This window comes from Pseudophaeobacter flagellatus (genome assembly GCF_021228235.1).
GTDB classification, from domain to species: Bacteria; Pseudomonadota; Alphaproteobacteria; order Rhodobacterales; family Rhodobacteraceae; genus Pseudophaeobacter; species Pseudophaeobacter flagellatus.
In genome coordinates, this window is record NZ_JAJQRG010000004.1 from 170,041 (window position 1) to 195,629 (window position 25,589).

The window sequence follows — 25,589 nt, forward strand, 5'->3', positions numbered from 1 at the left end:
GGGGTCAGTCTTCCTCGAAGGGGTCCCATTCGTCTTCCACTTCCGGCAGGGCTTCGGCCTCGACCTCGGCGGCCATCTCTTCGGCGGTGCGAATGCGGGTGATCTTCGCCTTGGGAAAGCTCTCCATCACGGCCTGCACCAGCGGGTGTTCGCTGGCCTTGGCACGCAGGGCGTTGTCGGCGGCGTTTTCACGCTCTGTGATGGTTTCGCCACCGCCGTCATTTTCCAACGAGATGATCCAGCGGGCCTGGGTCCAGGTTTGCAACTGTTGTCCCAGCCGGGCGGCAAGGTCCTTGGGGGCGTCCCGGGTTGGCTGGATGGTGATCCGGCCCGGCTGATAGGCCACAAGGCGCAGGTAGGTTTTTACATATTCCAGCAGCAGCCCATCGCGGCGCATCCGAATCAAATCAACCACATGTTCAAAGCTGGGGTACTGGGCCAGCGCCTGGGCTGTTTCTGGTGCCAGCGCAGTGGCCGGGCCGCTGCCGCCCCGGGTATGCGAGACCGCCGCTGATGCCATGGGAGCGTTGCCAGAGGTCGTATTGCCCCCAGCCATGTGACCGCCCATGGCCTGCACCGGAGCCCCCCCCGTACCACTGACATTTGCCCCGCCACCGGGGCCATTGGGCGGCGCTGGGGTGTCTTGCAGCTTGCGGATCAGCTCTTCCGGGCTGGGCAGGTCGGCCACATGGGTCAGGCGGATCACCGCCATTTCAGCCGCCATCATGGCGTTTGGCGCGGCGGCGACCTCTTCCAGGGCCTTCAGCAGCATCTGCCACATGCGGGTCAGCACCCGCATTGCCAGGGCCTCGGCCATCTGTTGGCCACGGGCGCGTTCATCCGGGCTGACGGTGGGGTCTTCGGCGGCATCGGGGGTGATCTTCACCACCGATACCCAATGGGTGATTTCGGCCAGATCGCGCAGCACCGCCAGGGGATCGGCACCCTCGGCATATTGCGCACTCAGCTCGGTCAGTGCGGCCGCGGCATCGCCGCGCAGGATCATATCCATCAGATCCAGCACTCGGCCGCGATCGGCGAGACCCAGCATGGCGCGCACCTGATCGGCGGTGGTTTCGCCAGCCCCGTGGGAAATGGCCTGATCCAGCAATGAGGTTGCGTCTCGGGCCGACCCTTCGGCGGCGCGGGTGATCAGGGCCAGGGCGTCTTCGCTGATCTCGGCACCTTCGGCTGATGCGATCCTGCGCATCAGCGCAATCATCACTTCGGGTTCGATCCGGCGCAGGTCAAAGCGCTGACAGCGTGACAGGACCGTCACCGGCACCTTGCGGATTTCGGTGGTGGCAAAGATGAATTTCACATGTGCTGGCGGTTCCTCCAGCGTCTTCAGCAGCGCGTTGAAGGCGCTGGTGGACAGCATGTGAACCTCATCAATTATATAGATCTTATAGCGGGCCGAGGCGGCGCGGTATTGGACCGAATCAATGATTTCGCGAATATCGCCAACCCCGGTACGGCTTGCGGCATCCATTTCCATCACATCGACGTGGCGGCCTTCCATGATGGCGGTGCAGTGTTCGCATGCGCCGCAGGGGTCGGTGGTGGGCTGGCCGGTGCCATCGGGGCCGATGCAGTTCATGCCCTTGGCAATGATGCGCGCGGTGGTTGTTTTGCCGGTGCCGCGAATGCCCGTCATAATAAAGGCTTGGGCGATCCGGTTGGTTTCAAACGCATTTTTCAGCGTTCTGACCATGGCATCCTGGCCGACCAGATCGGTAAAGGTCTCGGGGCGGTATTTGCGGGCCAAGACTTGATACTGGGATTGGCTGCTGTCGCTTGTGCTATCGTTCATAGGTCTCTTGCCGGATTCGGATGGGCGGGATCGCGCGTGGGGCAAGGTACGCGGGCAGAGGGGCTTCGTCCACCGCTGTTGACCAATGCCGGGGCGCAGGCCAGTCTTTTGGTTCTGATCTGTTTTCGTAGCAGCCCGCCCGACAGGAGACCCGGCCATGGATGACAATATCGGTTGCCGTGATGTAACGCCCTTGACCCTGCACGCGCTCAGCGTGGGTGAGGGTATTCTTGCGCTCTGTCCTTTGCCGGGGGCGGGTGGGGATTTTCAGGGTGATATGGCGCATCTACATGACTGGCAGCCGGGGCTGGTGATTTCGATGACCACCGATGTGGAACATCTTGGCGCCGGAGCGGCCAGCCTGGGACAGGATCTTCAGGCCATCGGCTGTCGCTGGTATCATTTGCCAGTGCCGGACTATGCGCCACCAACGCCGGAAATGCTGGAGCAGTGGCCCGAGGTCAGCGCCCTGGCGCGACAGGCACTGCGCGGCGGGGGGCGGGTGCTGGTGCATTGCCGGGGCGGCTGTGGTCGCTCGGGCATGGTGGTCTTGCGGCTGATGATCGAGGCAGGGGAGTCGCCGGATCAGGCGTTGCAGCGGTTGCGCGCGGTGCGGCCCTGCGCCGTCGAGACAGAGCCGCAAATGCATTGGGCCGTGACCGGCGCTGGCCTCTAGGCCTGCTTGGGATCCAAAGGTTTTGTCAGCACTTGGGCAAGGGCGCAGGGGCGGTGTGGCAGGGTGCTTGCAACAAGGGGAAATGCCTCTTGGGACGGCACCAGCAAGGCATCGGCAAATCTGTCCAGCGCCGAGGTTTCTGCCGCAGGGGGCACGTCACAAAAGACGCGAATGCGGTGATGACTGGCGACAAAACGTGCGGCGCAGGTCCGGGGGCAGCCCTCTAGCTTGCTTTCACCGCAGAGCTCAAAATCAGGTGTGGTTACCGGGCGGGCCTTGTCCAACGCCCCGGTGAGAGCGGTGACCATACGTGCCAGGGCCGGGCAGGAGGTCCCTGTGTGCAGGCAAAGGCTCTGGCTGATGCGATGGACGTGGCTCTGGCCGATATCGCCGGGTGTTTCGCTGCGGGCCGGTTGCATGGCCCCTTTGGTTGATGTTGCTGTCATAATGCGCCCTCCGCGCGGGGCAGGGAGGCGCAAGAGGGCCAGCGTTTTACCCTGAGCGATGATCGCCCAGCCAACGCTGGCACCCGCCCGGACTCCCCGTCCAGTTTCGAGTTTCCATGCGATGGCAGGTCTCCTGACTTGCGGGTCGTTGCGGGTTCGGTCCTTCCCGGCTGGGGCGCGCCCTGTGCCAGTGGTTTATCCGAAGCGCTCACCGCCTACAGTTGCGGGGGCAGTCGTGGAATTGGCAAAGGTGTAAAACCCAGGCCGCACCACGTTCCCTTTTCATCCCGGACCCAAAATTATGCGCCGCGAGAACCATCACCTCATCGCTAACGCCGTCGGGGATGAGTCGTCAATCGCCATTTGCAGAGGGGCAGGAGTTGGCGCGAACAGATTCGCGGCATGGGGCGCGCCTCGCCCCAGAATGCGCCGGATTTGGCGGCGCTGACAGGGTGGCAGAGCTGATGGGCTTGAGGCCTAGGCTGTATGGTTCAGCCGGTCTTCGGTAAGGCTGGCAAATTCCGCCACCCGGTGGCGAAAGCGGCGATTGACCTTGGCGCGGGCCAGTTTCAGAGATTGCAGCAGCAGCCGTCCTGACAGGGTCTTGGCCTTTAGCTTCACCTTGACAGAAATGCGGGTGCGCTTTGGTGACAGCGCCAAAAGTTCGATCTGCCCCTGACCTATCAGGCTGTTGCTGTCACCGTTCAGGCCAATCAGTGTTGATGGCTCATAGGTGGCAAGTTCCAGGTGGACTTCGCGTGGCTTGCCGCGAAAATCTGCCCGCAGATCCCAGGCCAGACCAACCTGCGGAGTGCTGTCGTTGCTCAGTCGCTGGACTTCGATGCCACGCCGGATCGCCGAACGTTCAAAGTTGGCAAAGTCAGAAAGTGCGTCAAAGACGTCAGAGAGGGGCGCATTGACGTCCTCTTTGCTTGATAATTCCATGCTATGCCTTCTGGCGCTTGGCCAGCCCTCAGGGTGTATCGTCGAATTTTGATTGTAGAATGATCTTCTTAATCCAAGGTATCTGCAAGCCAGTTTTCCAGAAGAAAATGTGCAATTGAACCTTTTCTTGCGGCATGCATCTTTGGGTGGTCGCCAGCAAAAACCGTCATCATCTCTTGGCGGCTGACCCAGAACGCATCTTCGATTTCTTTGGGGTCGATGGTGATGTCGCGGCTGGTGGCACGTCCCTGGCAGCCGAACATCAGGGACATGGGAAAGGGCCAGGGCTGGCTGGACAGATAACCAACCTCGGCCACGGTGATGCCGGTTTCCTCCAGGACTTCGCGCCGCACGGCGGCCTCTAGCGTTTCGCCAGGTTCGACAAACCCGGCCAGCAGCGAATACATCCCGGCAGGCCAGCCCGGAGAACGGCCCATCAGCACGTCATCGCCCTGGGTGATTAACATGATGACAACCGGGTCGGTGCGGGGGAAATGTAGCGCCTTGCAGTCCGGACATTGGCGTTGCCAGCCACTCTGGGTGATCTGGGTCTTGCTGCCGCAGCGGGCGCAGAAGGGGTGCGATTGATGCCAGGACAGCAGCGCCTTGGCAGTGGCGGCCAGCTCGGCCTCCAGCGGGGTGAGTCGGGCCATGATCCGGCGCAGCTCGGCAAAGACATGGCCGGTTGGCAGGTCGGGATGCTGCTGCTCGCTGAGATCGGCAAAACTGGCCAGTGCCATTTCGTCCAGTGCATCAGGATGCCAGTTGCCCAGATCGCAGGCAAATAGATCAGCGCCGCTGGGATCCGCCCCAAGGTAAAGAGCGCTGTCTTGGCAGGCCGCAGCAACGGGGTGGTCTGTTCCAATCCAGGCCAAGCCGTCCGGACCGCGCGCCGGATCCGAACGCTGGCTAAGCACCTTGCCACGCCAGGTTAACAGAACCCGCGTGGCCGCAGCACCCCAGGCCTGGGCCAACGCGGTGGGGTCTTCGCGCAGCAGTGCCTTGCGATCTAACCCGCCGCCGCCGCCAAAGGTTACCTGTTCTGCACGTTTCATTCCTTGCTCCCTGTGCTGGCCTGTTGTGTAATGTGATGCCCCCTTGCGGCGCGAAAGGCCAGCCGATCTGACAGGAAATCCGCGCAGGCTCTGCGTTTTGGGTGGTTCTTGCCGTTCCGGCCTGTCTTGACTTTGGGTGTTTGGCGGCTAGCTGACCTGCAACCTGGTTACATTTTATCAAAGACGGGGCATTTGGTGGCTTTGCAAACCAGGGAAACGCTGATTCAAAGGTGAGGTCTCTCAGTAGGGGGCAGATAAATCAAGGATTGGAGCGGGCAGTGGCAGCTGCGAATTCGGCGGGATGACGGTGTTTACAGCATCTACATCGGTAGGCTCTGACCTCTTGGATGAGGGGGCAGAGGAAGGCTCTGGCCTATTGCGCATCCTTGCGACAACCGATTTGCACTGCAATCTGCTGAGCCATGACTATTTTTCTGATCGCCCTGATCCCGGAGTTGGCCTGTCCCGGATTTCCAGCCTGGTTGGCGAGGCGCGCCACGATGCAGAAGCCTGCGGCGGGGTCTCGTTACTGCTGGACAACGGCGATGCCTTGCAGGGCTCTCCGCTGGGTGAGGCGGCGATGCCGGGGGCGGATGGCACCCCAGGGGACGCAACCACTGGCCCCCACCCTTTGATGGCGGCATTTGCTGCGCTGGAGTACGATGTACTTGGTCTGGGCAACCATGATTTCAACTTTGGCCTACCTGTCTTGGAGGCCATCTTGCGCGATGCCCCCTGTGCGGTGGTCTGCTCCAACATGCACCCGGTTGTGCCGGGCCGAGACCTGCCTTTTGTCAAGACATGTATTCTGGAGCGCCGGTTTGCGGCCCTGCCGGATGCGCCGCCGGTGCGGGTTGGCGTATTGTCGGTGCTGCCGCCCCAGACGATGGTCTGGGATGCGCATCTGCTGCAGGGGCAGGTTCAGGTGCAGGATATGGTCCAGGCTGCCGCCGTAAGCGCGGCGGAGCTGCGCGCGCAGGGCTGTGATCTGGTCGTTGCCCTGGCCCATACCGGGGTGGGGGGGGCGGATGCGGTGCCACAGATGGAAAACGCCCTGTGCCCCATTGTCGCCACCGCAGGCATTGATGCAGTAATCGGCGGGCATACCCATCTGATTCTGCCGGACCCGGCGCATGCCTTTGCCAAGCCGGTGGTGATGCCGGGGGCGCATGGCTCGCATCTGGGGCAGATTGATCTGCAGCTGACCCATGGGCGGGATGGGTGGAAGATCAAGACCTGGAGCGCCTGCGCCAAGCCGATTTCACGCCGCGATGCCTGGGGCAAGCTGACGCCGAAGGTGCCCGAGGACGCAGAGTTTGTCGCGGCCCTGGCCGAGGTCCATGCCCAGACACAGGCCCGCATGAAAGAGCCGGTTGGCCATAGCGCCGAAGCCTTGCATTCCTATTTCACCTTCTTTGCCAAGGATCATGGGCTGGCGTTGTCGTCCTGCGCCCAGATGGCGGCGGTGCGACCAATGTTGCAGGGCACTCCGGCGGGTGAATTTCCGCTGTTGTCAGCGGTGGCTCCGGGCAAATTTGGCGGCCGTTCGGGGCCGGAAAGCTATACCGATATTGCTGCCGGGGATCTGTGTATGCGTAATGTCGCGGATTTGCAGGTGTTTCACAATGCCATCTGGGTGGTGCAGGTTAGTGGCGATCAGCTGCGCGACTGGTTGGAGATGTCGGCCGGTTTGTTCAATCAGATCGCTCAGGGGGCGCGCAATGTGGACTTGGTCAATCGCGACCGGGCGGGGCACAATTTTGATGTGATCTTTGGCCTGGAATATGAAATCGACCTGTCGCAGCCGCCTCGCTTTTCGTCGTCCGGGGTGCTGATCAACCCGGAAGCGCACCGCATTCGCAGGCTGCGGTGGAATGGTGAACCTGTCACAGACGCGCAACAATTTGTAGTTGCCACAAGTAGTTATCGGGTCAGCGGCGGTGGAAATTACAAGATGGTGCAGGACGCACAGCAGCTGCATCTGCCCACGGTCAAGATCCGCGATGCCATCTGTGATTATGTGTCGGGCCGCCTGCCCACAGACCCGCTGGCGCAGGCCCCCTATCCCTGGCGGCTGGCACCGATGCCGGGGGCGCGGGTGATTGTCTTCACAGGGCCGGTGGCCCGTAACCATCTGGCAGAGCTGCCTGCCGATCAGGTTGAAGATCAGGGTGTGACGCCAAATGGTTTTCTGAAATTGCGCCTCAAGCTTTAGCGTCAGTCCCCTTGTCATTGCAGGGATCTCCGCCTATATCGGGATTCGAGAGGTTGGCGCGGGCGAGCGCCTCGCCAACCTGGTCAGGTCCGGAAGGAAGCAGCCACAACGAGCCCCGCTTGGGTCGATGTCCAACCTCTCACCTTATTCCCCTTTAAGCTATTGATGTTAAATAAACGCCTTGCAAGCAAGGCCGTATGCCTGTTTTGGGCGTTCCGGCTATTGCTGCCGTACCAATTTTTGCCACTGCCCTGGTGAAATTCCAAAATTTGCTTTGAAGCGCCGGGACATATGGGCTTGATCACTGAAACCAGCGTCGCACGCTGCTTCAGCTAGTGTCGTCCCTGCCGCGATATCCGCGCGAACTCGATCAAGCCTCCGCATCATCAAATACCGATAAGGGCTTGTTCCAAAGGCACTTCGAAACTGTCGAGACAGCGCATACCGATCCATCCCTGTCGCATTCTCCAAATCATCCGAACTCACGATCTGGTCGAGGTTCGCATCTAGATACTCCCGCGCGCAGCAGGTGGCTTGATGATCTATAAACGAACCTGTCAGCAGGCGGGTGGACTGGTCATTCGAGATGAGGCCATCTGCAAGCAGGACAGCGACTTCATCAAGTGCCACCGGCTCAAGAGTTTCCGTCAAATCCGAAAATGCAGCATGTATCGCCCTTATCAGCCGAGGATCGTTCAGCACTGCCTGTCGGACGAAAGGCAACGCGCGCGCCGAGGAACCGAGTGCAGCGCGTACCAAGGACGGTTCAACGTACATCATGCGGTAATGGAAACCCTCGTCGGTCCCGGCCTCGCCGGTGTGTATCTCATCAGGGTGCAAGATGATGACTTGCCCAGGAAGGCTGTCAGACCTTTCCCCGCGATAATCAAAGCTTTGAACACCCCTGATCGTGTAACCGATCGAGTATGTGTCATGGCGGTGCGGTGCGTATGCCTCTCCAGAAAAGTAAGCCTCGATCCTCTGGATGCCGACCTGCCAAGGCGACGCGACTACCCAGTCACGCGCGCAAGATCGTTCAAGACCTGGCGTCAGATCATGTGATCTTACTTCGGAGGGTATTTCTTCGTGTGAGATAGCGCGTCTCCAGATGCACTCCACGATGGTCGCCAGAACAAGTTGATGAAGGAAACCAACAATGAAATCAATAAATCTCGCTGAAAAGCTGGCGCAGTTCTCTAGCCACTGGGATCCACATGTCATCGGGGACTACAATGAAAACGAGGTGATGGTTGTTAAGCTTCTGGGAGAATACGATTTTCACAAGCATGACACCACTGATGACTTCTTTTACGTTCTCGAAGGTGAATTGCAGATGGACATCGAGGGCGCAGCCTCGCACACGATCAGGGCTGGTGAGCTCTTCATCGTCCCCCGGGGTGTCGTTCACCGGCCGAGGGCGGAGAGTGAAGTTAAAGTGCTGCTGATTGAACCAAAAGGTGAGCCAAACTCCGGTGACGCCGATCGCGAAGCGGCACCAAAGACGCGTATCTGAGATGCATTTGCGGCGGGATAGCAGGCTTTCGATTCTGGCGCAGCACCTTTCAATCTGGGCTGGGAGCGGACTTGCGGCGTCGCAGCGGGGTAGCGTGAGGTCAACCTCGGGCGCGGGTCGCTCCCGGCGCATGGACGAAGCCGCTCACGCGGCAATGGCGCTTTTGGTTGATCTTCTGCCCCGCCCGTAACTGCCGCGACTTTAGGGGGCAATCGTGCTAGTCTGTTGTTTTAAACGGTGAGGTGCAAACAGATGGCGATATTAAAAAAGGGCACAACGGGTAAAGACGTCAAAGAGGTGCAGAAACTCCTGAACAGGGGCGGCGCGAAGCTGAAGGAAGATGGAATATTCGGCCCCTTGACGGAAGCCGCCACCCGGAAGTTCCAGAAAAAGGTGAAGCTGAAATCAGATGGCCAGGTCGGAGCTCTAACGCTGGCAGCGCTGAAATATGGCAAGCCGCTTCCGGAAATGAACACGATGGATTACGCGAAGTTCATGACGAAGATGAGGGTCGATTGGGACGACAATGCCGATATCCTTTCAATTGTCAGAACAGCAACAAAAGCGCTGTCTGAGACCTCGGCCAATGCCACCAAGGAAATCGCGGCAGCCTTTGATTTTATCAATGCCAACTATGCGTCCATGAAGGATGTCGTAAAGATGGGCGACGAGGTGATTGCCAAGCAGAAAGAGTTTGAAGTGCTGCTGTTAAAAAACCCGGCTGCAGCGGAGAAACTTTCCAAAGACTGCGCCGCATTGGACACCAAGATTAAGGCAATAGGGAAAAAGACGGTATCGCCCAATCGCGCCAAGGCCGCAGATGCCTTGAAACGTGCGGACAAGGCAATGGACATGGCAGTTGCGGCTGTGAAGGAGTGTCGCAAATCAATAAAGGCCGAGAGAGCAACCTGGTAGCTCTGGCATGGTATCAGGGGTGTGGCGGATGCTAAAATAGGGCGAGCCAAATGCCGATGAACATCAAAATGCCGCCGATATTCACCCAGCCGTGCCAGATGGCATAGCGAAATGGCAGGCGCTTGCGGGCGTAAAAGCCGGTGCCGATCACATAGCTGGTAGCTCCGGCGACAACGCACCACAGGGCAGAGCTTGGCAGTCCCTGTAAATCTGGCAGCGCTGACATGCCCAGGGTCCCCAAGGCCAGATAAGAGGCGGTGGACCAGCGGGTTTTAATGGTTTCATTGGTGATCTTGTTCCAGATCGCCACGGCGGTCAGCCCCCAGCACAGCCAAAGCAGGGTAATGGTCCAGAGGGTGCCAGCCTGTAAAAAGAAGGGCGTGAAGGTGGCGGTGATGCTGGGATAAATCGCTGCATGGTCGATCCGGCGCAGTAAAAGGCGTCGATGGTGCCAGGGCGAAAAGTGATAGCAGCTGGAGGCGATATTCGAGGCCAGCGCACAGAGCACATAGACCGCCAGGGCCAGAATCAGGGTGGGGTCTAGCCCGGCATTGGCCCTGAGCGCGAGAACTGTGCCGGCGGTGAGGATTAGCGCCAGACCAAAGATGTGCACCGCGATATCCGCGCGCCGCTGCAGTGGAACCGGGGTGGGGTAGTTTGACACGGTGGCGCTGTCAGTCATGGGGTCAGGCAGAGTGCCAGACTTGGGCTCAAACATCGGTTCCGAAATTGGCTCAGACGTTGGTTCAGACATTGGCAGGCCTCGCTGTGCTCTGGTTTAGGCGCTGGTTGTTTGGTTCAGCGATAGGCGCGGGATCCGCCGCTGTCCAGATTTCCGGGGCGTCAGGTTACCGGGGGCGACAGGATTGCCTGAAAAGCACCTGTCCCCATAGCACATGCCCTAAAGGTGTGCCGCCATTTCCTGGCAGGCGGTAATGGCGGGCCGGGTGCAAAACTGCGCCCTAGTAGCGGCCGTTATCAGCCGGATAAACGCCCAGAATTTCGACATTGGTGGTGAAATACGCCAATTCATCCATCGCAAGTTGCACATTGGCATCATCCGGGTGGCCTTCGATATCCGCATAAAACTGCGTCGCGGTGAAGGAACCATCGACCATATAGCTCTCAAGCTTGGTCATGTTGATACCATTGGTGGCAAACCCGCCCAGCCCTTTGTAGAGCGCGGCCGGGATGTTGCGGACCTGAAAGACAAAGCTGGTGATCATCCCGTGCGCGCCACGGCGGCTGGTGTCGGCGTCGCGTGACATGATAAGGAAGCGGGTCGTGTTGTCGCCGTTATCCTCGATCTTTTTCTCTAGGATATCCAGCCCGTAGATCTCTCCGGCCAATTCGCTGGCCAGCGCCGCTGTATGGATGTCGCCTGCCGCTGCAACATCGCGCGCCGCCCGCGCATTATCGGGGCTGACGCGGCCCATAATGTTGTTTTTACGTAGAAATTCACCGCATTGTGGCAGCAGGACCAGATGCGATTTTGCCTCGCGGATGTCTTCCAGTTTGGCACCGGGCACCACCAGCAGGTTTATATGAACCCGCACAAAGGCTTCGTCGATGATGTGCAGCCCGCTATGGGGCAGCAGGCGGTGGCTGTCGGCGACCCGGCCATAGGTCGAATTCTCGACCGGCAGCATCGCCTGCTCTGCCTCGCCTGAGCGTACAGCATCGATGACATCCTCGAATGTGGCACAGGGAAGTACCTCCATCGTGTGGCGCGCATTGCGACAGGCCTCATGGCTGTAAGAGCCGAGCTCTCCCTGAATGGCGATTTTTCCGGTCATGAGTGCGACTTTCCTGCAAAACTTCAGCAAACGGGCATTTCGTCGCGTTGTCTATACCTTGCCACTGACGAGTGGAAGCCTTAGACAACGACGCAGACAGCTAAAACGGACACGCGATTCATGTTTGACACGATGACCCTAACCAAAGCGACCGCAGGTGTCTGCGGATCGTTCCTGGTACTTCTTCTGGGCCAGTGGGCCGCGGATGTGCTCTACTCGGCAGAAGCACACGGTGAGCAATCTTATACGATTGAGGTCGCCAGCGCAGAAGCGGCACCCGAGGTCGAAGAGGTCAGCTTTGAAGAGCTGATGGCCTCGGCTGATGTTGGCAAAGGTGCCAAGGTCTTTAAGAAATGCGCAGCCTGCCATAAGATTGAGGAGGGCGTGAATTCCACCGGTCCTTCGCTTTATGGCGTTGTGGACCGCGCTCAGGCGGGCATGGATGGCTTTGGCTATTCCGACGCTTTGACAGCGCTGGGCGGGACCTGGACAGCAGAACAGCTGGATGCCTTCCTGACCAAGCCATCTGGCTATGCCTCTGGCACCACTATGTCGTTCTCTGGCCTGCGCAAACCAAAAGACCGGGTGAACCTCATTGCCTATCTGGACAGTCTCGACAACTGATCCCAACCGGGATCCGGACGAACAGATTGTTCTATCTTTCGGATTACCAAGGGTCGCGGCATGTGCTGCGGCCCTTTTCATGTTCTGCGCGGCGTTCTCGGGTTTGAAATCGCACCTGATCACGCGCTTGCGATCTGCACAGGCCTGTGTGGGTGCAATCTCAACTTGAATGTTACCGCCTGCCAGCTTTAGCTTGAGGCACAGGAAAAAAGTCGGGCCATTGCAAGGCCGGACAATGGAGGTTGTGGCGAATGACATCCCGTATGGCAAAGAAACAAACAGGCTATCAGCAGGGGCGGCGCCCGCAGATCCGCGCCGATCAGGCCAATCCAGCGGCAAAAGCGGTGGAGGCATCACCTGCGTCAATCCGCGTCGTCTTGCTGCTGATCCTGGGCTTTGCTCTTGCGCTGATCCATGCCTTGCCGCTGCGGGCCGAGGGAGCGAATATCAAAAGTCACGGCTTTGCCGAATTCGGCTCGCTGAAATACCCCGAAGGCTTTGCCCATTTTGATTATGTGAACCCTGAGGCCCCCAAGGGGGGCGAGCTGTCGATTTCAGCGGTGGGTACCTTTGACAGTATGAACCCTTATACCCGCAATGGTCGCGCCGGGGCTTTGGCCTCAAACCATTTTGAGAGCCTTCTGGTGGAATCCTATGATGAGCCGGGGGCTTATTACGGGTTGATCGCCGAAAGCCTGGAATACCCGCCGAGCCAGGATTGGGTGATTTTCAACCTACGCCCCGAGGCGCGTTTTTCCGATGGCAGCCCGGTCACGGCGGATGATGTGGTGTTTTCCCACAATATTTTACTGGATCAGGGCTTGCAGTCCTATGCCGAAGCCGTGCGCAAGCGGATCCCCAAGGCGGAAGCGCTGGGCCCGCATCAGGTTAAGTTTTACTTCTCTCCCGATTTCCCGCGTCGCGCCATGATTAGCCAGGTGGCAGGCACCCCGGTGTTTTCCAAGGCCTGGTTTGAGGCCGACCCCGAAAACCGTCGCCTGGACGAACCGCGCCTGGATCCCGGTATCGGATCAGGCCCCTATATTCTGGACAAGGCTGAAATCAATCAGCGCATCACCTATCGCCGCAATCCCGACTATTGGGGCAAGGATCTGAACGTCAATATTGGCCGCCACAACTATGATACCATCCGGGTAGAGTATTTTGGCGACAGCATTGCCGCGATGGAGGGCTTTAAGGCCGGCGTTTATACCCTGCGCCCGGAGAACAGCTCCAAAAGCTGGGCCACGTCTTATGATTTTGAGGCTGTTGCCAATGGCAATGTGATCAAGGATGAAATCCCCGATGGCAATGTGCCCGCCGCCAATGGGTTTGTGATGAACCTGCTGCGGCCCAAATTTCAGGATATTCGCGTCCGTGAAGCCGTGCAGCTGGCCTTCAACTTTGAATGGACCAATGAGAGCCTGCAATACGGGCTGTTTCGTCATCGCAGTTCTTTCTGGCAGGATAGCGCGCTAGAGGCCAAAGGCGTACCGCAGGGTCGCGAGCTGGAGGTTCTGAAAGCGTTGGGCGACCAGATTAATCCTGCCATCCTTACTTCGGAACCGGTGATGGCCCATAGCTCCAAACCCAAACGGCCCAATGATCGCCGCAACCTGCGCCGCGCCATGCAGCTGCTGGATGAGGCCGGCTGGGCAGTCAACGGTGAAGGGGTGCGCGAGAACGCAGAAGGGGAGGTGCTGAAGATCGAATTCCTGCTCGATAGTCCAACGTTGGAACGCATTGTTGGCCCCTATGTGTCAAACCTGCGCGCCATGGGCATTGATGCGGTGCAGAACCGGGTGGATTACGCGCAATATACCAGCCGCCGCCGAGAGAAGGAGTTCGATATGATCTCGACGGCTTATCCCATGTCGCTAGAGCCTTCGACCGGCCTTTATCAGTATTTTGGTTCGGCAGCGCATGAGTTTTCGGTCTTCAACCCGGCGGGGCTGGCGGATCCTGCGGTCGATACGCTGATTGACAATATTGTTGATGCCAAAACACCAGAAGAGCTGCACGCAAATGCGCAGGCGCTGGACCGGGTACTGCGGGCCAAACGGTTCATGGTGCCAACCTGGTATCTGGATGTCAGCTGGGTGGCCTATTGGAAGCAATATGCATACCCTGAAAACCTGCCGCCCTATGACACCGGTCTTCTGGATCTGTGGTGGGTGGATGCGGATCGCGAGGCTGAATTGAAAGCCTCGGGCGCTTTGCGGTAAGGGCGGGACATGGCAGCCTATATCCTGCGCCGGCTGTTGCTGGTGATCCCAACCTTGTTTGGCATCATGGTGGTGAACTTTACTCTGGTGCAATTTGTTCCCGGCGGCCCGGTGGAACAGATCATCGCCCAGTTGCAGGGCGGCGGCGACGTGTTCGAAGGCTTTGCGGGCGGCGGTGGTGATGCTGAAGGTTCCAGCGTCATTGAGGCCAATGACAGCTATGCGGGCCGTCAGGGTCTGCCGCCCGAACTGATCGCCGAACTGCAAGAGCAGTTTGGCCTGGATAAGCCACCGCTGGAGCGCTTTGGCCTGATGCTGTGGAATTACATGCAGTTCGATTTTGGCGAGAGCTATTTTCGCAAGATCGACGTGACCGAGCTGGTGTTGGAAAAGATGCCGGTCTCGATCTCGCTGGGGCTGTGGTCGACTTTGATCGCCTATATGATCTCGATCCCCATGGGCATCCGCAAGGCGCTGCGCGATGGCTCGCGGTTCGACACTTGGACCAGCGGCGTGATCATTGCGGCCTATGCGATCCCGTCGTTTTTGTTCGCCATCATGCTGTTGGTGTTGTTCGCCGGCGGCTCTTACTGGCAGATCTTTCCGCTGCGCGGCCTGACTTCCGACAACTGGGAGAGCCTGAGCCTGTTTGGCAAGATCGCAGACTACGCCTGGCACATCGCGCTGCCGGTGATTGCCTCGACCATTGGCGCCTTTGCGACGCTGACGCTGCTGACCAAGAATTCATTCCTGGATGAGATCAAAAAGCAATATGTCATCACCGCTCGCGCCAAGGGGTTGAGCGAGCACCGGGTGCTTTATGGTCATGTGTTTCGAAACGCCATGTTGATTGTCATTGCCGGCTTCCCTGCCGTGTTCATCGGCGTGTTCTTTTCCGGCAGCCTGATTATCGAGACGATTTTCTCATTGGATGGTCTGGGGCGTCTTGGGTTTGAGGCCGCCGTGGCGCGGGATTACCCGGTGATTTTTGGCACCCTATTCATCTTTGGTTTGATGAGCCTGGTTGTCGGCATCCTGTCGGACATCATGTATGTGCTGGTTGATCCGCGCATCGACTTTGAAAAGCGGGAGGGCTGATCCATGGCACTATCTCCGCTCAACCAGCGCCGCTGGAACACCTTTCGCCGCAACAAACGGGCCTATTGGTCGATGTGGATCTTTGCGGTGCTTTTTGGCCTGTCGCTCTTTGCCGAGTTTCTGGCCAATGACAAACCCATCCTGGTGAGCTATCGCGGCGAGATCTACACGCCGATTTTCAAGTTCTATCCCGAGACCAGTTTTGGCGGTGATTTCAGGACCGAAGCGATCTACCGCGATCCCGAAGTACAATGCCTGATCCGCTCTGGCGGGGTGGAAGACTGTTTTGACGAACCGGAAGAGATTCTCGACCAGATCAGCGCCGAGACGTTCGATCATGCGGAGTTCCATAAGGGGTGGAGCCTCTGGCCGCTAATACCTTATTCCTTCAACACCACCGTGGATCGCCCCGGCGCGGCACCATTGCCGCCCAATAGGCAGAACCTGCTGGGCACCGATGATACCAAACGCGATGTATTGGCACGGGTTATCCATGGCTTTCGTCTGTCGATCCTGTTCACGTTGATGGTGACTGGCGCGGCCGCGGTGATTGGCATTCTGGCCGGTGCGGTGCAGGGCTATTTCGGGGGCTGGCTCGATCTGGTGTTCCAGCGGGTGATAGAGATCTGGAGTTCGACGCCAACGCTCTATGTGATCATCATCATGTTTGCCATTCTGGGCCGCAGTTTCTGGCTGCTGGTGGGATTGATGATCCTGTTCAGCTGGACCTCGCTGGTGGGCGTGGTGCGGGCAGAATTCCTGAGGGCGCGCAATCTGGAATATGTTCGTGCGGCCAAGGCCCTAGGGGTGGGCAATATGACCATCATGCTGCGCCACATGCTGCCCAATGCCATGGTGGCGACGCTGACCATGCTGCCGTTCATCATCACCGGCACCATCAGCGCGCTGGCGGGGCTGGATTTTCTGGGCTTTGGCCTGCCGTCCTCGGCCCCCTCCTTGGGAGAGCTGACCTTGCAGGCAAAACAAAACCTTGAGGCCCCCTGGCTGGCCTTTACCGCCTTTTTTACCTTTGCTCTGATGCTGTCGCTGCTGATCTTCATCTTTGAAGGCATCCGTGACGCCTTTGATCCCAGAAAGACCTTTTCATGATCAGGAAAGGGGCTTTTCACAGCGGCCCGCCGGTCGGCCGGGCAGTGCCCGCCTGCCCCGATGGGGGGGCACGTCGTTTCCGCCCGCGGTCAGGCACCGCCCTCTTTGTTGCTGCAGGCAAGAGACAGACATGACAGAAAATCCTATCCTTCAGGTCAAAGACCTGCGTGTGTCCTTTCGTCAGGATGGCGCGATCAGCCAGGCCGTCAAAGGCGTATCCTTTTCCGTAGGGCGCGGTGAAACCGTGGCCCTGGTGGGCGAGTCCGGATCTGGCAAATCCGTCTCGGCCTTGTCAACGGTTTCGCTGTTGGGGGATAGCGCCATTGTCAGCGGCTCTGTCACCTATGACGGGGTTGAAATGGTCGGCGCCTCGGAAAAGCACCTGATGCAGGTGCGCGGCAATGACATCAGTTTTATCTTCCAAGAGCCGATGACTTCGCTCAACCCGCTGCACACCATTGAAAAACAGCTGGAGGAATCGCTGGCGCTGCATCAGGGGTTACAGGGTGCCCCGGCGCGGGCACGCATTCTGGAACTGATGCAAAAGGTGGGTATTCGCGACGCTGAAAGCCGCCTTGGGGCCTATCCGCACGAGCTGTCGGGTGGGCAGCGTCAGCGGGTGATGATCGCCATGGCCCTAGCCAATAAGCCAGAGGTGCTGATCGCGGATGAACCGACCACGGCGCTGGATGTGACCATTCAGGCGCAGATCCTGGAACTGCTGGCCGAGTTGAAGAAAAGTGAAGGCATGGGCTTGTTGTTCATCACCCACGATCTGAACGTGGTGCGCCGCATTGCTGATCGCGTCTGCGTGATGAAGGGCGGCGAAATCGTCGAGGAAGGCCCGGCGAACGAGGTCTTTGATAACCCGCAACATGCCTATACCCGGAAACTCTTGGCGGCAGAGCCGTCGGGCCAGCCGGCGCCTGTTTCATCAGATGCGGCCGAGCTGATCGAGACCCGCGATCTGAAGGTCTGGTTTCCGATCAAAAAGGGATTGCTGAAGCGCACCGTTGGCCATGTGAAGGCGGTGAACCCATGTTCCATTTCGGTACGGGCTGGAGAAACTCTTGGCATCGTTGGCGAATCGGGATCGGGCAAAACCACCATGGCGCTGGCGATCATGCGGCTGATCGCATCCGAGGGCGCTGTGCGGTTTTGCGGTGATGACCTGCGCCAATGGTCGACGCGCGATCTGCGAAGTCTGCGCAAGGATATGCAGATCGTGTTTCAAGATCCCTTTGGCTCGCTCAGCCCGCGGATGACCTGCGCCCAGATCATTGCCGAAGGGCTGGCCATTCACAAGGTCGATCAGCACCGCGCCCCGCGCGATCTGGTGGCGGAGGTGATGGTCGAGGTTGGATTGGATCCGGCGACGATGGATCGCTACCCGCATGAGTTTTCCGGCGGCCAGCGTCAGCGTATCGCCATTGCCCGTGCCATGGTGCTGCGCCCCAAACTGGTGGTGCTGGATGAACCAACCTCAGCGCTGGATATGACCGTGCAGGTGCAGATCGTCGAACTGCTGCGCGATCTGCAAACACGTTATGGGCTGGCCTATCTCTTCATCAGTCACGATCTGAACGTGGTGCGCGCCATGTCGCATCAGGTTGTGGTGATGAAGCAGGGCGATATCGTCGAAGCGGGGACGGCCGACGCGCTGTTTGAAAACCCACAGCAGGGCTACACCCGGCAGTTGCTGGCCGCGACCCGCTAGAGATTGTTGCCTTCACTTGCAGTCACGCGATGGGCTCTGCTTATTTGATTACGCATCTATTGGATGCGCAAAACCGGCCCCCACGTTTGCGCTGCTGGCTCTGACAGGCTGGGGACGATGCCAGGGGCACCATCGTCTAGGCTGCTGGTATGCGCTGCGGTGGGGTGTCGGTGTAGGCGTCAAAGGCGCGTGCGACCACCCGTGCCAGAGGGCGCGCACCAGGCGGCAGATCAGCGCCTTCGGCGGTGCGGATCAATACCTCGGGAAACGCTGCGCAGGCTGAGTCTAGCAGGGCATTGACCTGTGGCGCAGACCCTGGGAAATCGGCCACCAGATCGGCGCTACGAATTGTGAAATGACACAACAGCGTCTCGATCATGCGCCCCCGCAGGCGATCGTCACCCTGAAAGGCATGCCCCCGCGCCGAGGCCAAGGCACCGCGATCAACCGCGTCCATATAGTGCGCGGTGCCGGGGGAGTTTTGCACATATCCCTGCGGCAGTCGCGATATGGCCGAGGCACCAAGACCAATCAAGATATCCGTCGGCGCGTCGCTATAATCTTGAAACTCCCGGTGCAGATGCCCGCTGTCGCGGGCGCGGATCAGGCTGTCGCCGGGACGCACGAAACTCTCAAGCCCGATCTGCTGATAGCCTGCCTGCAGACAGCATCGTCTGGCACTCTCAAACAGGGCCAGCCGGGCCTCTGGTGTGGGTAGGGTTTCTGAGGGAATCATCGCTTGGCGACGGATCCGAGCCGGAAGATGCTTGTACCCATAAAGGGCAACGCGGTCGGGCGAGAGCGACAGCAGGTCTGTGATGTCTTGGGTGATCTGAGTCTGGCTTTGATGCGGCAGGCCAAACAGCAGATCGGTGCTGAGCGCGCGAATCCCACCACGCCGCAGCATTTCGATGCAGTCTTGCAGCGTTTCAAACTTCAGATTCCGCCCAATTGCCTGCTGTGTCTTTGCGCCAAAGCCCTGAACCCCAATCGAGGCCCGCGTCAACCCGGCCTTTATCAGGGCATCGCAGCGGGGCTGGTCGAAATCATTCGGGTCTATTTCAACAGAAAACTCGGCCTCTGGTGCCAGCGGGGCAAGCCCGGCGATAGCGGTTGACAGTGCAGCGATTAATTCAGGTGGCAAGATAGTCGGTGTGCCGCCGCCCCAGTGTAGCCGGGCCAGGTGAACTCCACGTGGCAGATGCGGTTTTAGCAGCGCGATTTCCTGTTCCAATGCTGCGACATAGGCCTCAACCTGCGCCACAGAGCGCGCCCCTTGGGTGCGGCACATGCAAAACCAACAAAGATTCTGGCAGTAGGGTATATGAAGATACAGCCCGATCTGACTGCCCTCGGGAATCTGCCCCAGCCAGGATGCAAAGTGTTCGGGACCGACGGTGGGGCTGAAATTCTCTGGTATTGGATAGCTGGTGTATCGCGGCACTTTGGCGCGAAACAATCCGAGCTTGGCCAATTGTGATTCCTGAGACATATCCCTATTCTAGGCGGCAATGGCACGACTGAAATTGACCTGGATCAAATGGGATTACTTATGACCGTCGAGACCCTGGCCCATGTCGGCTGCGCTGATTGTCCGATTCGCCACCGCGCCGTTTGCGCCCGCTGCGAAGAAGATGAATTGGCTGCGCTGGATGGTATCAAATATTATCGTAGCTATGAGGCTGGGCAGCTGATCATCTGGTCTGGAGACGTGATGAACTTTGTTGGTTCTGTGGTCTCTGGCATCGCGACGCTGACCCAGACAATGGAGGATGGCCGCACCCAGATGGTGGGGCTGTTGTTGCCAAGCGATTTTGTCGGCCGTCCGGGGCGCAGTGGTGCCGCCTATAATGTGGTGGCCACCACTGATCTGGTGATGTGCTGTTTCCGCAAGAAACCCTTTGAAGACCTGATGGCGCGGACGCCGCATATTGCGCAACGCTTGCTTGAAATGACCCTGGATGAGCTGGACGCTGCGCGTGAATGGATGCTGGTGCTGGGCCGGAAAACCGCGCGGGAAAAAATCGCCAGCCTGCTGACGATCATTGCTCGCCGAGATGCCTCGCTGACGCCGCAAGGGGTGGTCAATACGCTTACCTTTGATCTGCCGCTCACTCGCGAGGCCATGGCAGATTATCTGGGGCTCACACTGGAAACGGTCAGCCGTCAGATGTCTGCGCTGAAAAAGGACGGGGTAATTACCCTGGAAGGCAAGCGCCGTATCCATGTGCCGAATATGGCCCGCCTGTTTGAAGAAGCCGGCGATGACAGCGATGGCGGTTTCCTCAGCTGATAGTCTCTGGTTCGGCTTATCCGGACCAGACAGATAGCCCGCCGGACAGATAGCCCATGTGACTATCTAGCCAGGGTTTTTGCACAGCCAATCGGCAACCTGGCGACTAGCAGAATCGGCGCTTCGGCCGGACATGTGCCACAGGCGCAGGGCGCGTGTCAGGCGCGCGCGATGGGCAAAGGGGGCAACCAGGCGACCGCTGGCCAGATGCGGTGCCAACAAGGCTTGGTGCCCGATCAAGATCCCGGCTCCGTTCAGCGCCTCTTCCACCGCCAGCGCATAGAGCGAATATAGCGGCCCACGCGGGGTGATCTGGTGCTGCGGCGCGGCGGTGGCAAGCCAGTGATGCCAGTCGCCCTCCCAGGTGGTGTCAAACAGGCAGGGGTGATCTGTTAGATCCTGCGGGCTGTGCAGTCGGGCTGCCAACTGCGGCGTGCAGACCGGAAAGATCACATCCTCGGCCAGCACATCCCCGCGATCCGCGTCAAAGAACAGGCACAGATCATAGGGCGTGCGCTTGAGATTCGGCGGCTGCTCCAGCGCAGTGATAGAGATTTCGGTACTGGGGAGGGCAGCGCGCAGCTGCGGCAGGCGTGGCGACAGCCAGAATTGCGCAATCGCGGGCAGGGTGGCGATATGCACCACCCGCGGCGCAGCCTTGTCGCGCATCATTTGCACGGCCTGCCCCAGTTGGTCAAAGGCCTGGCTGAACCCCGGCAGCGCCTGCGCCCCCAGCGGGGTAAGCACCACCCCCTTGGCGCTGCGTTGAAACAGCGGCGCACCCAGGGCGCTTTCCAATGCCTTGATCTGGGCCGAAATTGCGCCGGGGGTAACGCCGAGTTCATCCGCCGCAGCAGAAAATCCGCCCAGTCGCGCGGCGGCTTCAAAGGCCCGCAGGGAGGTCATGGCAAAGGATTTGAGTCGGGGAGGGGAGACGGGCATGGATTAGCCTTAATTTTTCTGACCCTAGATTTTCAGAAAACTGATTTGCGCACAAGCCCGCCCTGGGGCCAACTGATGCAAAGCGCCCCCTGCGGCGGGCGCTGCCCTATTTGGAGACCATGAAATGACAAGACTCGGCAACCGCCCCTGGGTGCCCGCTCAATGTGAGGCCCGCGTTCAGGCAATTGATGCTGCCACTGATGGCTTGCCCAGCAGTGCCGTTGCCGCGCGCATAGAGGCTCTGATCCAGCGTAACAGTCAGATCCACGATCATGACTGTTTCAACCTCAACCCAGCAACCAATGTGATGAACCCCGCCGCCGAGGCGGTTTTGGCGCGGGGCTTAGGCAGCCGTCCTTCCCTGGGCTATCCCGGTGACAAATACGAAATGGGGCTGGAGGCGATCGAAGAGATAGAGGTCATGGCGGCGGCTCTGGCCGCACAGGTCTTTGGTGCAAAATATGCCGAAATCCGGGTGGGTTCCGGGGCGCTGGCCAATCTCTATGGCTTTATGGCGCTGACCAGTCCCGGCGATATCATCATTGCGCCGCCTGCGACTGTGGGTGGCCATGTGACCCATCACAGCGATGGCTGTGCCGGACTCTATGGGCTGGTGCCACATTCTGCGCCGGTCAATGCCGATGGCTACACGGTGGATCTGGCGGGGCTGCGCGACCAGGTGCAGCAGTTGCGGCCCCGGCTGATTACCATCGGCGGCAGTCTCAACCTCTTTGCGCATCCGGTGGCCGAGATCCGTGCCATTGCCGATGAGGTCGGTGCCAAGGTGCTGTTTGATGCGGCGCATCAATGCGGCATGATCGCGGGGGGCGTATGGGCCAACCCCCTGGAGCAGGGCGCGCATCTGATGACCATGAGCACCTACAAAAGCCTCGGTGGTCCGGCTGGCGGGCTGATTGTTACCAATGACAGCGCGATCGCCGAGCGACTGGATGCCATCGCCTTTCCAGGCATGACGGCAAATTTTGATGCGGCGAAATCTGCCTCTCTGGCATTGAGCCTGCTGGACTGGGTTGATCACGGGGCGTCTTATGCTGAGGCGATGGTCGCGTTGGCTCAGGCCCTGGCGACAGAGTTGGAAATGTTGGGGATGCCGGTCTACAAGCCGGGCGGCGGCAGGCATGCGCAGGCCACCAGTTCGCATCAGTTTGCGCTGGAGGCGGCGCGATTTGGTGGCGGGCAGGTGGCGTCAAAGCGGCTGCGCCAGGCTGGGTTCCTGGCCTGCGGGATTGGCCTGCCGATTGATCCGGTAGAGGGCGATATGAACGGGCTGCGCATTGGCACCCCGGAATTGGTGCGCCGTGGCGTCACCCCGCAGGATGCCCCGGCCTTGGCCCGTCTGATTGCGGCGGGGTTGACTGGAAATGACCCGGCTGCGGTGGCCCAATCCGTGCAGCAGATGCGGGCGCATTTCCAAGGTCTGCACTTTATGCGTCGCTGAGCAGCCGTCATGGCGCCTGGTGCCATCTGGATCGTAAAAAGGCCTGCCAGATTTGGCAGGCCTTTTGTGTTGTGGATGGGAAAAGCTTAATGCGCCATGAGCACCGGAACTGTCGCTTTTTCCAGCATGTTGCGGGTGGCACCACCCAGGATTGCCTCGCGAAAGCGCGAATGGCCATAGGCCCCCATCACGATCAATTCGGCCTGGGTGTCGCTCGCGTGCCGGATCAGCACATCCGAGACCCGTGGCAGTGTTTTGCTAAGCACATCAATTTCACAAGCCACCCCATGGCGCGCCAGCATCTGTGCCAGCAAGCCGCCAGGGTCGGAGCGATCAGGTCCGTGTTGCGGCGGGTCGATCACCACAATGCGTACCAAATCCGCGCCGGCCAAAAACGGCAGCGATTTGCGAATGGCGGCCATGGCTTCGGTACTTTCATTCCAGGCGACCAGCACGGTTTTGGGCTGGCCGATCTGCGGCGCATCATCCGGCACGACGAGTACCGGCGCGCGCCCTTCAAACAGTGCGGATTCGACCACTGGCTCGGCCTCTACCCCCTTGTCTTTGCCGTAGGGTTGCCCAAGAACCACCAGATCCGAGAACCGCGCCTGCTGTGCAACATGGCGGCCCATATCGGCAATCTGCGCGATGCCGGCATCGCTGGAAAACGGAATACCAGCCTTTTGCAATTCTGCGTCGGCATAGGCCTGCAGGTTTGCTGCATCTGTCTTGGCGCGGGTCATGGTTTCTTGCAGGATCATCGCATTGGTTCCGGCGTAGTAATAGCCGGTCTGGGTGTGATCGACCCCAAGACAGAGCGCCTCAACATGGCTGTTAAAGGTCGTGGCCAGTGCCGTCGCCTGTGCCAGAGGTGTCGCTGCGGTGTCCTGTGACGTCAGAACTGTGAGAATGGTTTTATAGGTCATGTTTCCCCTCATCTGGCTATAGGTTTCACCCCTCAAAGGTGAGGGTTGTGGTGGTTGATCGCTTTCTGATGTGTCACAATTGAAATGGGATTGTCTTGATGCAGATCAATGTATTCGCGGCATATGTTTTGCATTTAGAGTGTTGAATAGATGGGTTTCACGCGACTGCAAGAATCGCGGAAACATGGTGAAGGGACGTAATATGTCTAATTATATCAAGCTGATAGCGCTTGGTCTGGTCACGCTTTTTGCGATGATCGGGACCAATTATGCGCGGGACTTAGCCTATCAGGTGCATGCGATTATCGTTATGCTCGTGGCGGGTGGTCTGTTTTTGTATACGCTGCGCCGTACGGGGGAAGCCAAGCCTGCCGGAGAAGGTGCGCAAAACGAATATTTTGACAGCGTCGTCCGGGCTGGTGTGATCGCCACCGCCTTCTGGGGGGTTGTTGGCTTTATGGCTGGGACCTTTATCGCCTTTCAGCTGGCCTTTCCGGGGCTGAACTTTGAATGGGCGCAGGGCTTTGCCAATTTTGGCAGACTGCGTCCTCTGCATACCTCGGCGGTGATTTTTGCCTTTGGTGGCAACGCGCTGATTGCGACCTCTTTCTACGTCGTGCAGCGCACCAGCGCCGCGCGCCTCTGGGGCGGCAACCTGGCTTGGTTTGTGTTCTGGGGCTATCAGCTGTTTATCGTTCTGGCGGCAACCGGTTACCTGTTTGGCGGCACCCAGTCGAAAGAATACGCCGAGCCGGAGTGGCATGTTGACCTGTGGTTGACCATTGTCTGGGTTGCCTATCTGGCAGTTTTCCTTGGCACCGTGATCAAACGTAAAGAGCCGCATATCTATGTGGCCAACTGGTTCTACCTGGCCTTTATCGTCACTGTAGCGATGCTGCACCTGGTCAATAACCTGACCGTACCTGTCTCGATCTGGGGCTCCAAATCGGTCATCGTCTGGTCCGGTGTGCAGGATGCCATGGTGCAGTGGTGGTACGGCCACAACGCTGTGGGCTTCTTCCTGACGGCGGGTTTCCTTGGCATGATGTATTACTTTGTACCAAAGCAGGCTGAACGCCCTGTCTTTAGCTACAAGCTGTCGATCATCCACTTCTGGGCGCTGATTTTCCTGTACATCTGGGCGGGTCCGCACCATCTGCATTACACCGCGCTGCCGGACTGGGCTTCGACCCTTGGCATGGTGTTCTCGATTGTTCTGTGGATGCCCAGCTGGGGTGGCATGATCAACGGTCTGATGACGCTGTCTGGCGCCTGGGACAAGCTGCGCACCGATCCGGTTATCCGGATGATGGTAATCTCGATCGGCTTTTACGGCATGTCGACCTTTGAAGGTCCGATGATGTCGATCCGCGCGGTGAATTCGCTGTCGCACTACACCGACTGGACCATTGGCCACGTGCACTCTGGTGCGCTGGGTTGGAACGGCATGATCACCTTTGGCGCGCTGTACTTCCTGGTTCCGGTTCTGTGGAAGCGCGAAGGGCTTTATAGCCTGAAACTGGTGTCCTGGCATTTCTGGCTGGCGACGATTGGTATCATTCTCTACGCCGCATCCATGTGGGTGACCGGGATCATGGAAGGCCTGATGTGGCGCGAAGTTGATGCCAATGGTTTCCTTGTGAACTCTTTCGCGGATACCGTTGCTGCCAAGAAACCGATGAACATCGTGCGCGGTCTGGGTGGGGTCATGTTCCTCTCTGGTGCCATCATCATGTGCTATAACCTGTGGATGACAGTCCGTCGTTCCCCCGCCAAAGAAGCGAGCCTCACCGTCTCGGTTCCGGCAGAATAAGGAGGGAT

At 59.1% G+C, this 25,589-nt stretch carries 22 protein-coding genes, 1 other RNA gene and 1 riboswitch; of the genes, 13 read left to right on the plus strand and 10 right to left on the minus strand.

Going from position 1 to position 25,589, the window contains the following annotated elements:
* Positions 1-4: 4 nt before the first annotated feature.
* On the minus strand, positions 5-1,813 hold the full coding sequence (locus LRK71_RS09735) for a DNA polymerase III subunit gamma/tau (protein ID WP_232402956.1): 1,809 nt from the start codon (positions 1,811-1,813) through the stop codon (positions 5-7).
* Positions 1,814-1,970: 157 nt separating this feature from the next.
* On the opposite strand from LRK71_RS09735, the gene LRK71_RS09740 reads away from it, so the two are divergent.
* Entirely contained in the window at positions 1,971-2,489 is a 519-nt protein-coding gene (locus LRK71_RS09740) for a protein-tyrosine phosphatase family protein (RefSeq protein ID WP_232402957.1), read from the plus strand.
* Here the strand turns inward: LRK71_RS09740 and LRK71_RS09745 are convergent.
* The 3 genes from LRK71_RS09745 to nudC form a co-directional block, all read right to left on the minus strand.
* A complete protein-coding gene (locus tag LRK71_RS09745; protein WP_232402958.1) occupies positions 2,486-2,935 on the minus strand; it encodes a hypothetical protein in 450 nt (149 codons plus the stop codon). The two genes, LRK71_RS09740 and LRK71_RS09745, sit on opposite strands and share 4 nt — an antisense overlap.
* Before the next feature lie 106 nt (positions 2,936-3,041).
* Positions 3,042-3,270, minus strand: a riboswitch (cobalamin riboswitch).
* Positions 3,271-3,412: 142 nt separating this feature from the next.
* The gene (locus tag LRK71_RS09750; protein WP_232402959.1) at positions 3,413-3,880 is read right to left on the minus strand and encodes an SRPBCC family protein; all 468 of its coding nucleotides are present in this window, start codon (positions 3,878-3,880) and stop codon (positions 3,413-3,415) included.
* Positions 3,881-3,948: 68 nt separating this feature from the next.
* Positions 3,949-4,935 (minus strand): NAD(+) diphosphatase, encoded by a 987-nt coding sequence (nudC, locus tag LRK71_RS09755; protein WP_232402960.1) that lies wholly within the window; start codon positions 4,933-4,935, stop codon positions 3,949-3,951.
* Positions 4,936-5,278: 343 nt separating this feature from the next.
* On the opposite strand from nudC, the gene LRK71_RS09760 reads away from it, so the two are divergent.
* Positions 5,279-7,150 (plus strand): 5'-nucleotidase C-terminal domain-containing protein, encoded by a 1,872-nt coding sequence (locus LRK71_RS09760; RefSeq protein WP_490363246.1) that lies wholly within the window; start codon positions 5,279-5,281, stop codon positions 7,148-7,150.
* A gap of 46 nt (positions 7,151-7,196) precedes the next feature.
* Positions 7,197-7,295: signal recognition particle sRNA small type (gene ffs, locus LRK71_RS09765), an RNA gene on the plus strand.
* A gap of 74 nt (positions 7,296-7,369) precedes the next feature.
* Here the strand turns inward: ffs and LRK71_RS09770 are convergent.
* Positions 7,370-8,371, minus strand: coding sequence for an AraC family transcriptional regulator (locus LRK71_RS09770; protein ID WP_232402964.1), 1,002 nt, complete (start codon positions 8,369-8,371; stop codon positions 7,370-7,372).
* On the opposite strand from LRK71_RS09770, the gene LRK71_RS09775 reads away from it, so the two are divergent.
* Positions 8,307-8,663, plus strand: coding sequence for a cupin domain-containing protein (locus LRK71_RS09775; protein WP_232402966.1), 357 nt, complete (start codon positions 8,307-8,309; stop codon positions 8,661-8,663). The two genes, LRK71_RS09770 and LRK71_RS09775, sit on opposite strands and share 65 nt — an antisense overlap.
* Before the next feature lie 252 nt (positions 8,664-8,915).
* Positions 8,916-9,578, plus strand: a complete 663-nt coding sequence (locus LRK71_RS09780) for a peptidoglycan-binding domain-containing protein (RefSeq protein WP_232402969.1) — start codon at positions 8,916-8,918, stop codon at positions 9,576-9,578.
* A gap of 31 nt (positions 9,579-9,609) precedes the next feature.
* Here LRK71_RS09780 and trhA read toward each other — a convergent pair whose 3' ends face one another.
* Positions 9,610-10,332, minus strand: a complete 723-nt coding sequence (trhA, locus tag LRK71_RS09785; protein ID WP_332460257.1) for a PAQR family membrane homeostasis protein TrhA — start codon at positions 10,330-10,332, stop codon at positions 9,610-9,612.
* Positions 10,333-10,540: 208 nt separating this feature from the next.
* Positions 10,541-11,374: a prephenate dehydratase gene (locus LRK71_RS09790; RefSeq protein ID WP_232402971.1), complete on the minus strand. Its 834-nt coding sequence runs from the start codon at positions 11,372-11,374 to the stop codon at positions 10,541-10,543.
* 120 nt (positions 11,375-11,494) lie between these two features.
* Between LRK71_RS09790 and LRK71_RS09795 the strand changes: the two genes are divergently transcribed.
* From LRK71_RS09795 to LRK71_RS09815, 5 genes are all read left to right on the plus strand, one after another.
* Positions 11,495-11,998: a c-type cytochrome gene (locus LRK71_RS09795; RefSeq protein WP_232402973.1), complete on the plus strand. Its 504-nt coding sequence runs from the start codon at positions 11,495-11,497 to the stop codon at positions 11,996-11,998.
* 263 nt (positions 11,999-12,261) lie between these two features.
* Positions 12,262-14,223 carry an extracellular solute-binding protein gene (locus tag LRK71_RS09800; RefSeq protein ID WP_232402976.1) on the plus strand — a complete coding sequence of 654 codons (1,962 nt, stop codon included), beginning with the start codon at positions 12,262-12,264 and terminating at the stop codon, positions 14,221-14,223.
* Between the two features lie 9 nt (positions 14,224-14,232).
* On the plus strand, positions 14,233-15,321 hold the full coding sequence (locus tag LRK71_RS09805) for a microcin C ABC transporter permease YejB (protein WP_232402978.1): 1,089 nt from the start codon (positions 14,233-14,235) through the stop codon (positions 15,319-15,321).
* Positions 15,322-15,324: 3 nt separating this feature from the next.
* The gene (locus LRK71_RS09810; protein ID WP_232402981.1) at positions 15,325-16,431 is read left to right on the plus strand and encodes an ABC transporter permease; all 1,107 of its coding nucleotides are present in this window, start codon (positions 15,325-15,327) and stop codon (positions 16,429-16,431) included.
* A gap of 130 nt (positions 16,432-16,561) precedes the next feature.
* Complete coding sequence (locus tag LRK71_RS09815; RefSeq protein ID WP_232402983.1) at positions 16,562-18,148, plus strand: ABC transporter ATP-binding protein; 1,587 nt, start codon at positions 16,562-16,564, stop codon at positions 18,146-18,148.
* Between the two features lie 136 nt (positions 18,149-18,284).
* Here the strand turns inward: LRK71_RS09815 and LRK71_RS09820 are convergent, their stop codons facing one another.
* Positions 18,285-19,640 carry a radical SAM protein gene (locus LRK71_RS09820; protein WP_232402985.1) on the minus strand — a complete coding sequence of 452 codons (1,356 nt, stop codon included), beginning with the start codon at positions 19,638-19,640 and terminating at the stop codon, positions 18,285-18,287.
* A 60-nt stretch (positions 19,641-19,700) separates the two neighbouring features.
* Between LRK71_RS09820 and fnrL the strand changes: the two genes are divergently transcribed.
* Positions 19,701-20,441 carry a transcriptional regulator FnrL gene (fnrL, locus tag LRK71_RS09825; protein WP_232402987.1) on the plus strand — a complete coding sequence of 247 codons (741 nt, stop codon included), beginning with the start codon at positions 19,701-19,703 and terminating at the stop codon, positions 20,439-20,441.
* Between the two features lie 66 nt (positions 20,442-20,507).
* Here fnrL and LRK71_RS09830 read toward each other — a convergent pair whose 3' ends face one another.
* Positions 20,508-21,383: a LysR family transcriptional regulator gene (locus tag LRK71_RS09830; protein WP_232402989.1), complete on the minus strand. Its 876-nt coding sequence runs from the start codon at positions 21,381-21,383 to the stop codon at positions 20,508-20,510.
* Positions 21,384-21,507: 124 nt separating this feature from the next.
* Here LRK71_RS09830 and glyA point away from each other — a divergent pair, with 124 nt between their 5' ends.
* Entirely contained in the window at positions 21,508-22,842 is a 1,335-nt protein-coding gene (glyA, locus tag LRK71_RS09835; protein WP_232402991.1) for a serine hydroxymethyltransferase, read from the plus strand.
* Positions 22,843-22,928: 86 nt separating this feature from the next.
* On the opposite strand, the gene LRK71_RS09840 is transcribed toward glyA, so the two are convergent.
* A complete protein-coding gene (locus LRK71_RS09840) occupies positions 22,929-23,768 on the minus strand; it encodes a universal stress protein (RefSeq protein ID WP_232402993.1) in 840 nt (279 codons plus the stop codon).
* A gap of 202 nt (positions 23,769-23,970) precedes the next feature.
* Between LRK71_RS09840 and ccoN the strand changes: the two genes are divergently transcribed.
* Positions 23,971-25,581, plus strand: coding sequence for a cytochrome-c oxidase, cbb3-type subunit I (gene ccoN, locus LRK71_RS09845; protein ID WP_232402996.1), 1,611 nt, complete (start codon positions 23,971-23,973; stop codon positions 25,579-25,581).
* Positions 25,582-25,589 lie beyond the last annotated feature (8 nt).

What these genes read in the sequence shown, in the direction of transcription:
- LRK71_RS09735 (WP_232402956.1), bottom strand. Translation starts at nt 1,813, where the DNA reads ATGAACGATAGCACAAGCGACAGCAGCCAATCCCAGTATCAAGTCTTG.
- LRK71_RS09740 (WP_232402957.1), top strand. Translation starts at nt 1,971, where the DNA reads ATGGATGACAATATCGGTTGCCGTGATGTAACGCCCTTGACCCTGCAC.
- LRK71_RS09745 (WP_232402958.1), bottom strand. Translation starts at nt 2,935, where the DNA reads ATGACAGCAACATCAACCAAAGGGGCCATGCAACCGGCCCGCAGCGAA.
- LRK71_RS09750 (WP_232402959.1), bottom strand. Translation starts at nt 3,880, where the DNA reads ATGGAATTATCAAGCAAAGAGGACGTCAATGCGCCCCTCTCTGACGTC.
- nudC (WP_232402960.1), bottom strand. Translation starts at nt 4,935, where the DNA reads ATGAAACGTGCAGAACAGGTAACCTTTGGCGGCGGCGGCGGGTTAGAT.
- LRK71_RS09775 (WP_232402966.1), top strand. Translation starts at nt 8,307, where the DNA reads ATGAAATCAATAAATCTCGCTGAAAAGCTGGCGCAGTTCTCTAGCCAC.
- LRK71_RS09770 (WP_232402964.1), bottom strand. Translation starts at nt 8,371, where the DNA reads ATGACATGTGGATCCCAGTGGCTAGAGAACTGCGCCAGCTTTTCAGCG.
- LRK71_RS09780 (WP_232402969.1), top strand. Translation starts at nt 8,916, where the DNA reads ATGGCGATATTAAAAAAGGGCACAACGGGTAAAGACGTCAAAGAGGTG.
- trhA (WP_332460257.1), bottom strand. Translation starts at nt 10,332, where the DNA reads ATGTCTGAACCAACGTCTGAGCCAATTTCGGAACCGATGTTTGAGCCC.
- LRK71_RS09790 (WP_232402971.1), bottom strand. Translation starts at nt 11,374, where the DNA reads ATGACCGGAAAAATCGCCATTCAGGGAGAGCTCGGCTCTTACAGCCAT.
- LRK71_RS09795 (WP_232402973.1), top strand. Translation starts at nt 11,495, where the DNA reads ATGTTTGACACGATGACCCTAACCAAAGCGACCGCAGGTGTCTGCGGA.
- LRK71_RS09800 (WP_232402976.1), top strand. Translation starts at nt 12,262, where the DNA reads ATGGCAAAGAAACAAACAGGCTATCAGCAGGGGCGGCGCCCGCAGATC.
- LRK71_RS09805 (WP_232402978.1), top strand. Translation starts at nt 14,233, where the DNA reads ATGGCAGCCTATATCCTGCGCCGGCTGTTGCTGGTGATCCCAACCTTG.
- LRK71_RS09810 (WP_232402981.1), top strand. Translation starts at nt 15,325, where the DNA reads ATGGCACTATCTCCGCTCAACCAGCGCCGCTGGAACACCTTTCGCCGC.
- LRK71_RS09815 (WP_232402983.1), top strand. Translation starts at nt 16,562, where the DNA reads ATGACAGAAAATCCTATCCTTCAGGTCAAAGACCTGCGTGTGTCCTTT.
- LRK71_RS09820 (WP_232402985.1), bottom strand. Translation starts at nt 19,640, where the DNA reads ATGTCTCAGGAATCACAATTGGCCAAGCTCGGATTGTTTCGCGCCAAA.
- fnrL (WP_232402987.1), top strand. Translation starts at nt 19,701, where the DNA reads ATGACCGTCGAGACCCTGGCCCATGTCGGCTGCGCTGATTGTCCGATT.
- LRK71_RS09830 (WP_232402989.1), bottom strand. Translation starts at nt 21,383, where the DNA reads ATGCCCGTCTCCCCTCCCCGACTCAAATCCTTTGCCATGACCTCCCTG.
- glyA (WP_232402991.1), top strand. Translation starts at nt 21,508, where the DNA reads ATGACAAGACTCGGCAACCGCCCCTGGGTGCCCGCTCAATGTGAGGCC.
- LRK71_RS09840 (WP_232402993.1), bottom strand. Translation starts at nt 23,768, where the DNA reads ATGACCTATAAAACCATTCTCACAGTTCTGACGTCACAGGACACCGCA.
- ccoN (WP_232402996.1), top strand. Translation starts at nt 23,971, where the DNA reads ATGTCTAATTATATCAAGCTGATAGCGCTTGGTCTGGTCACGCTTTTT.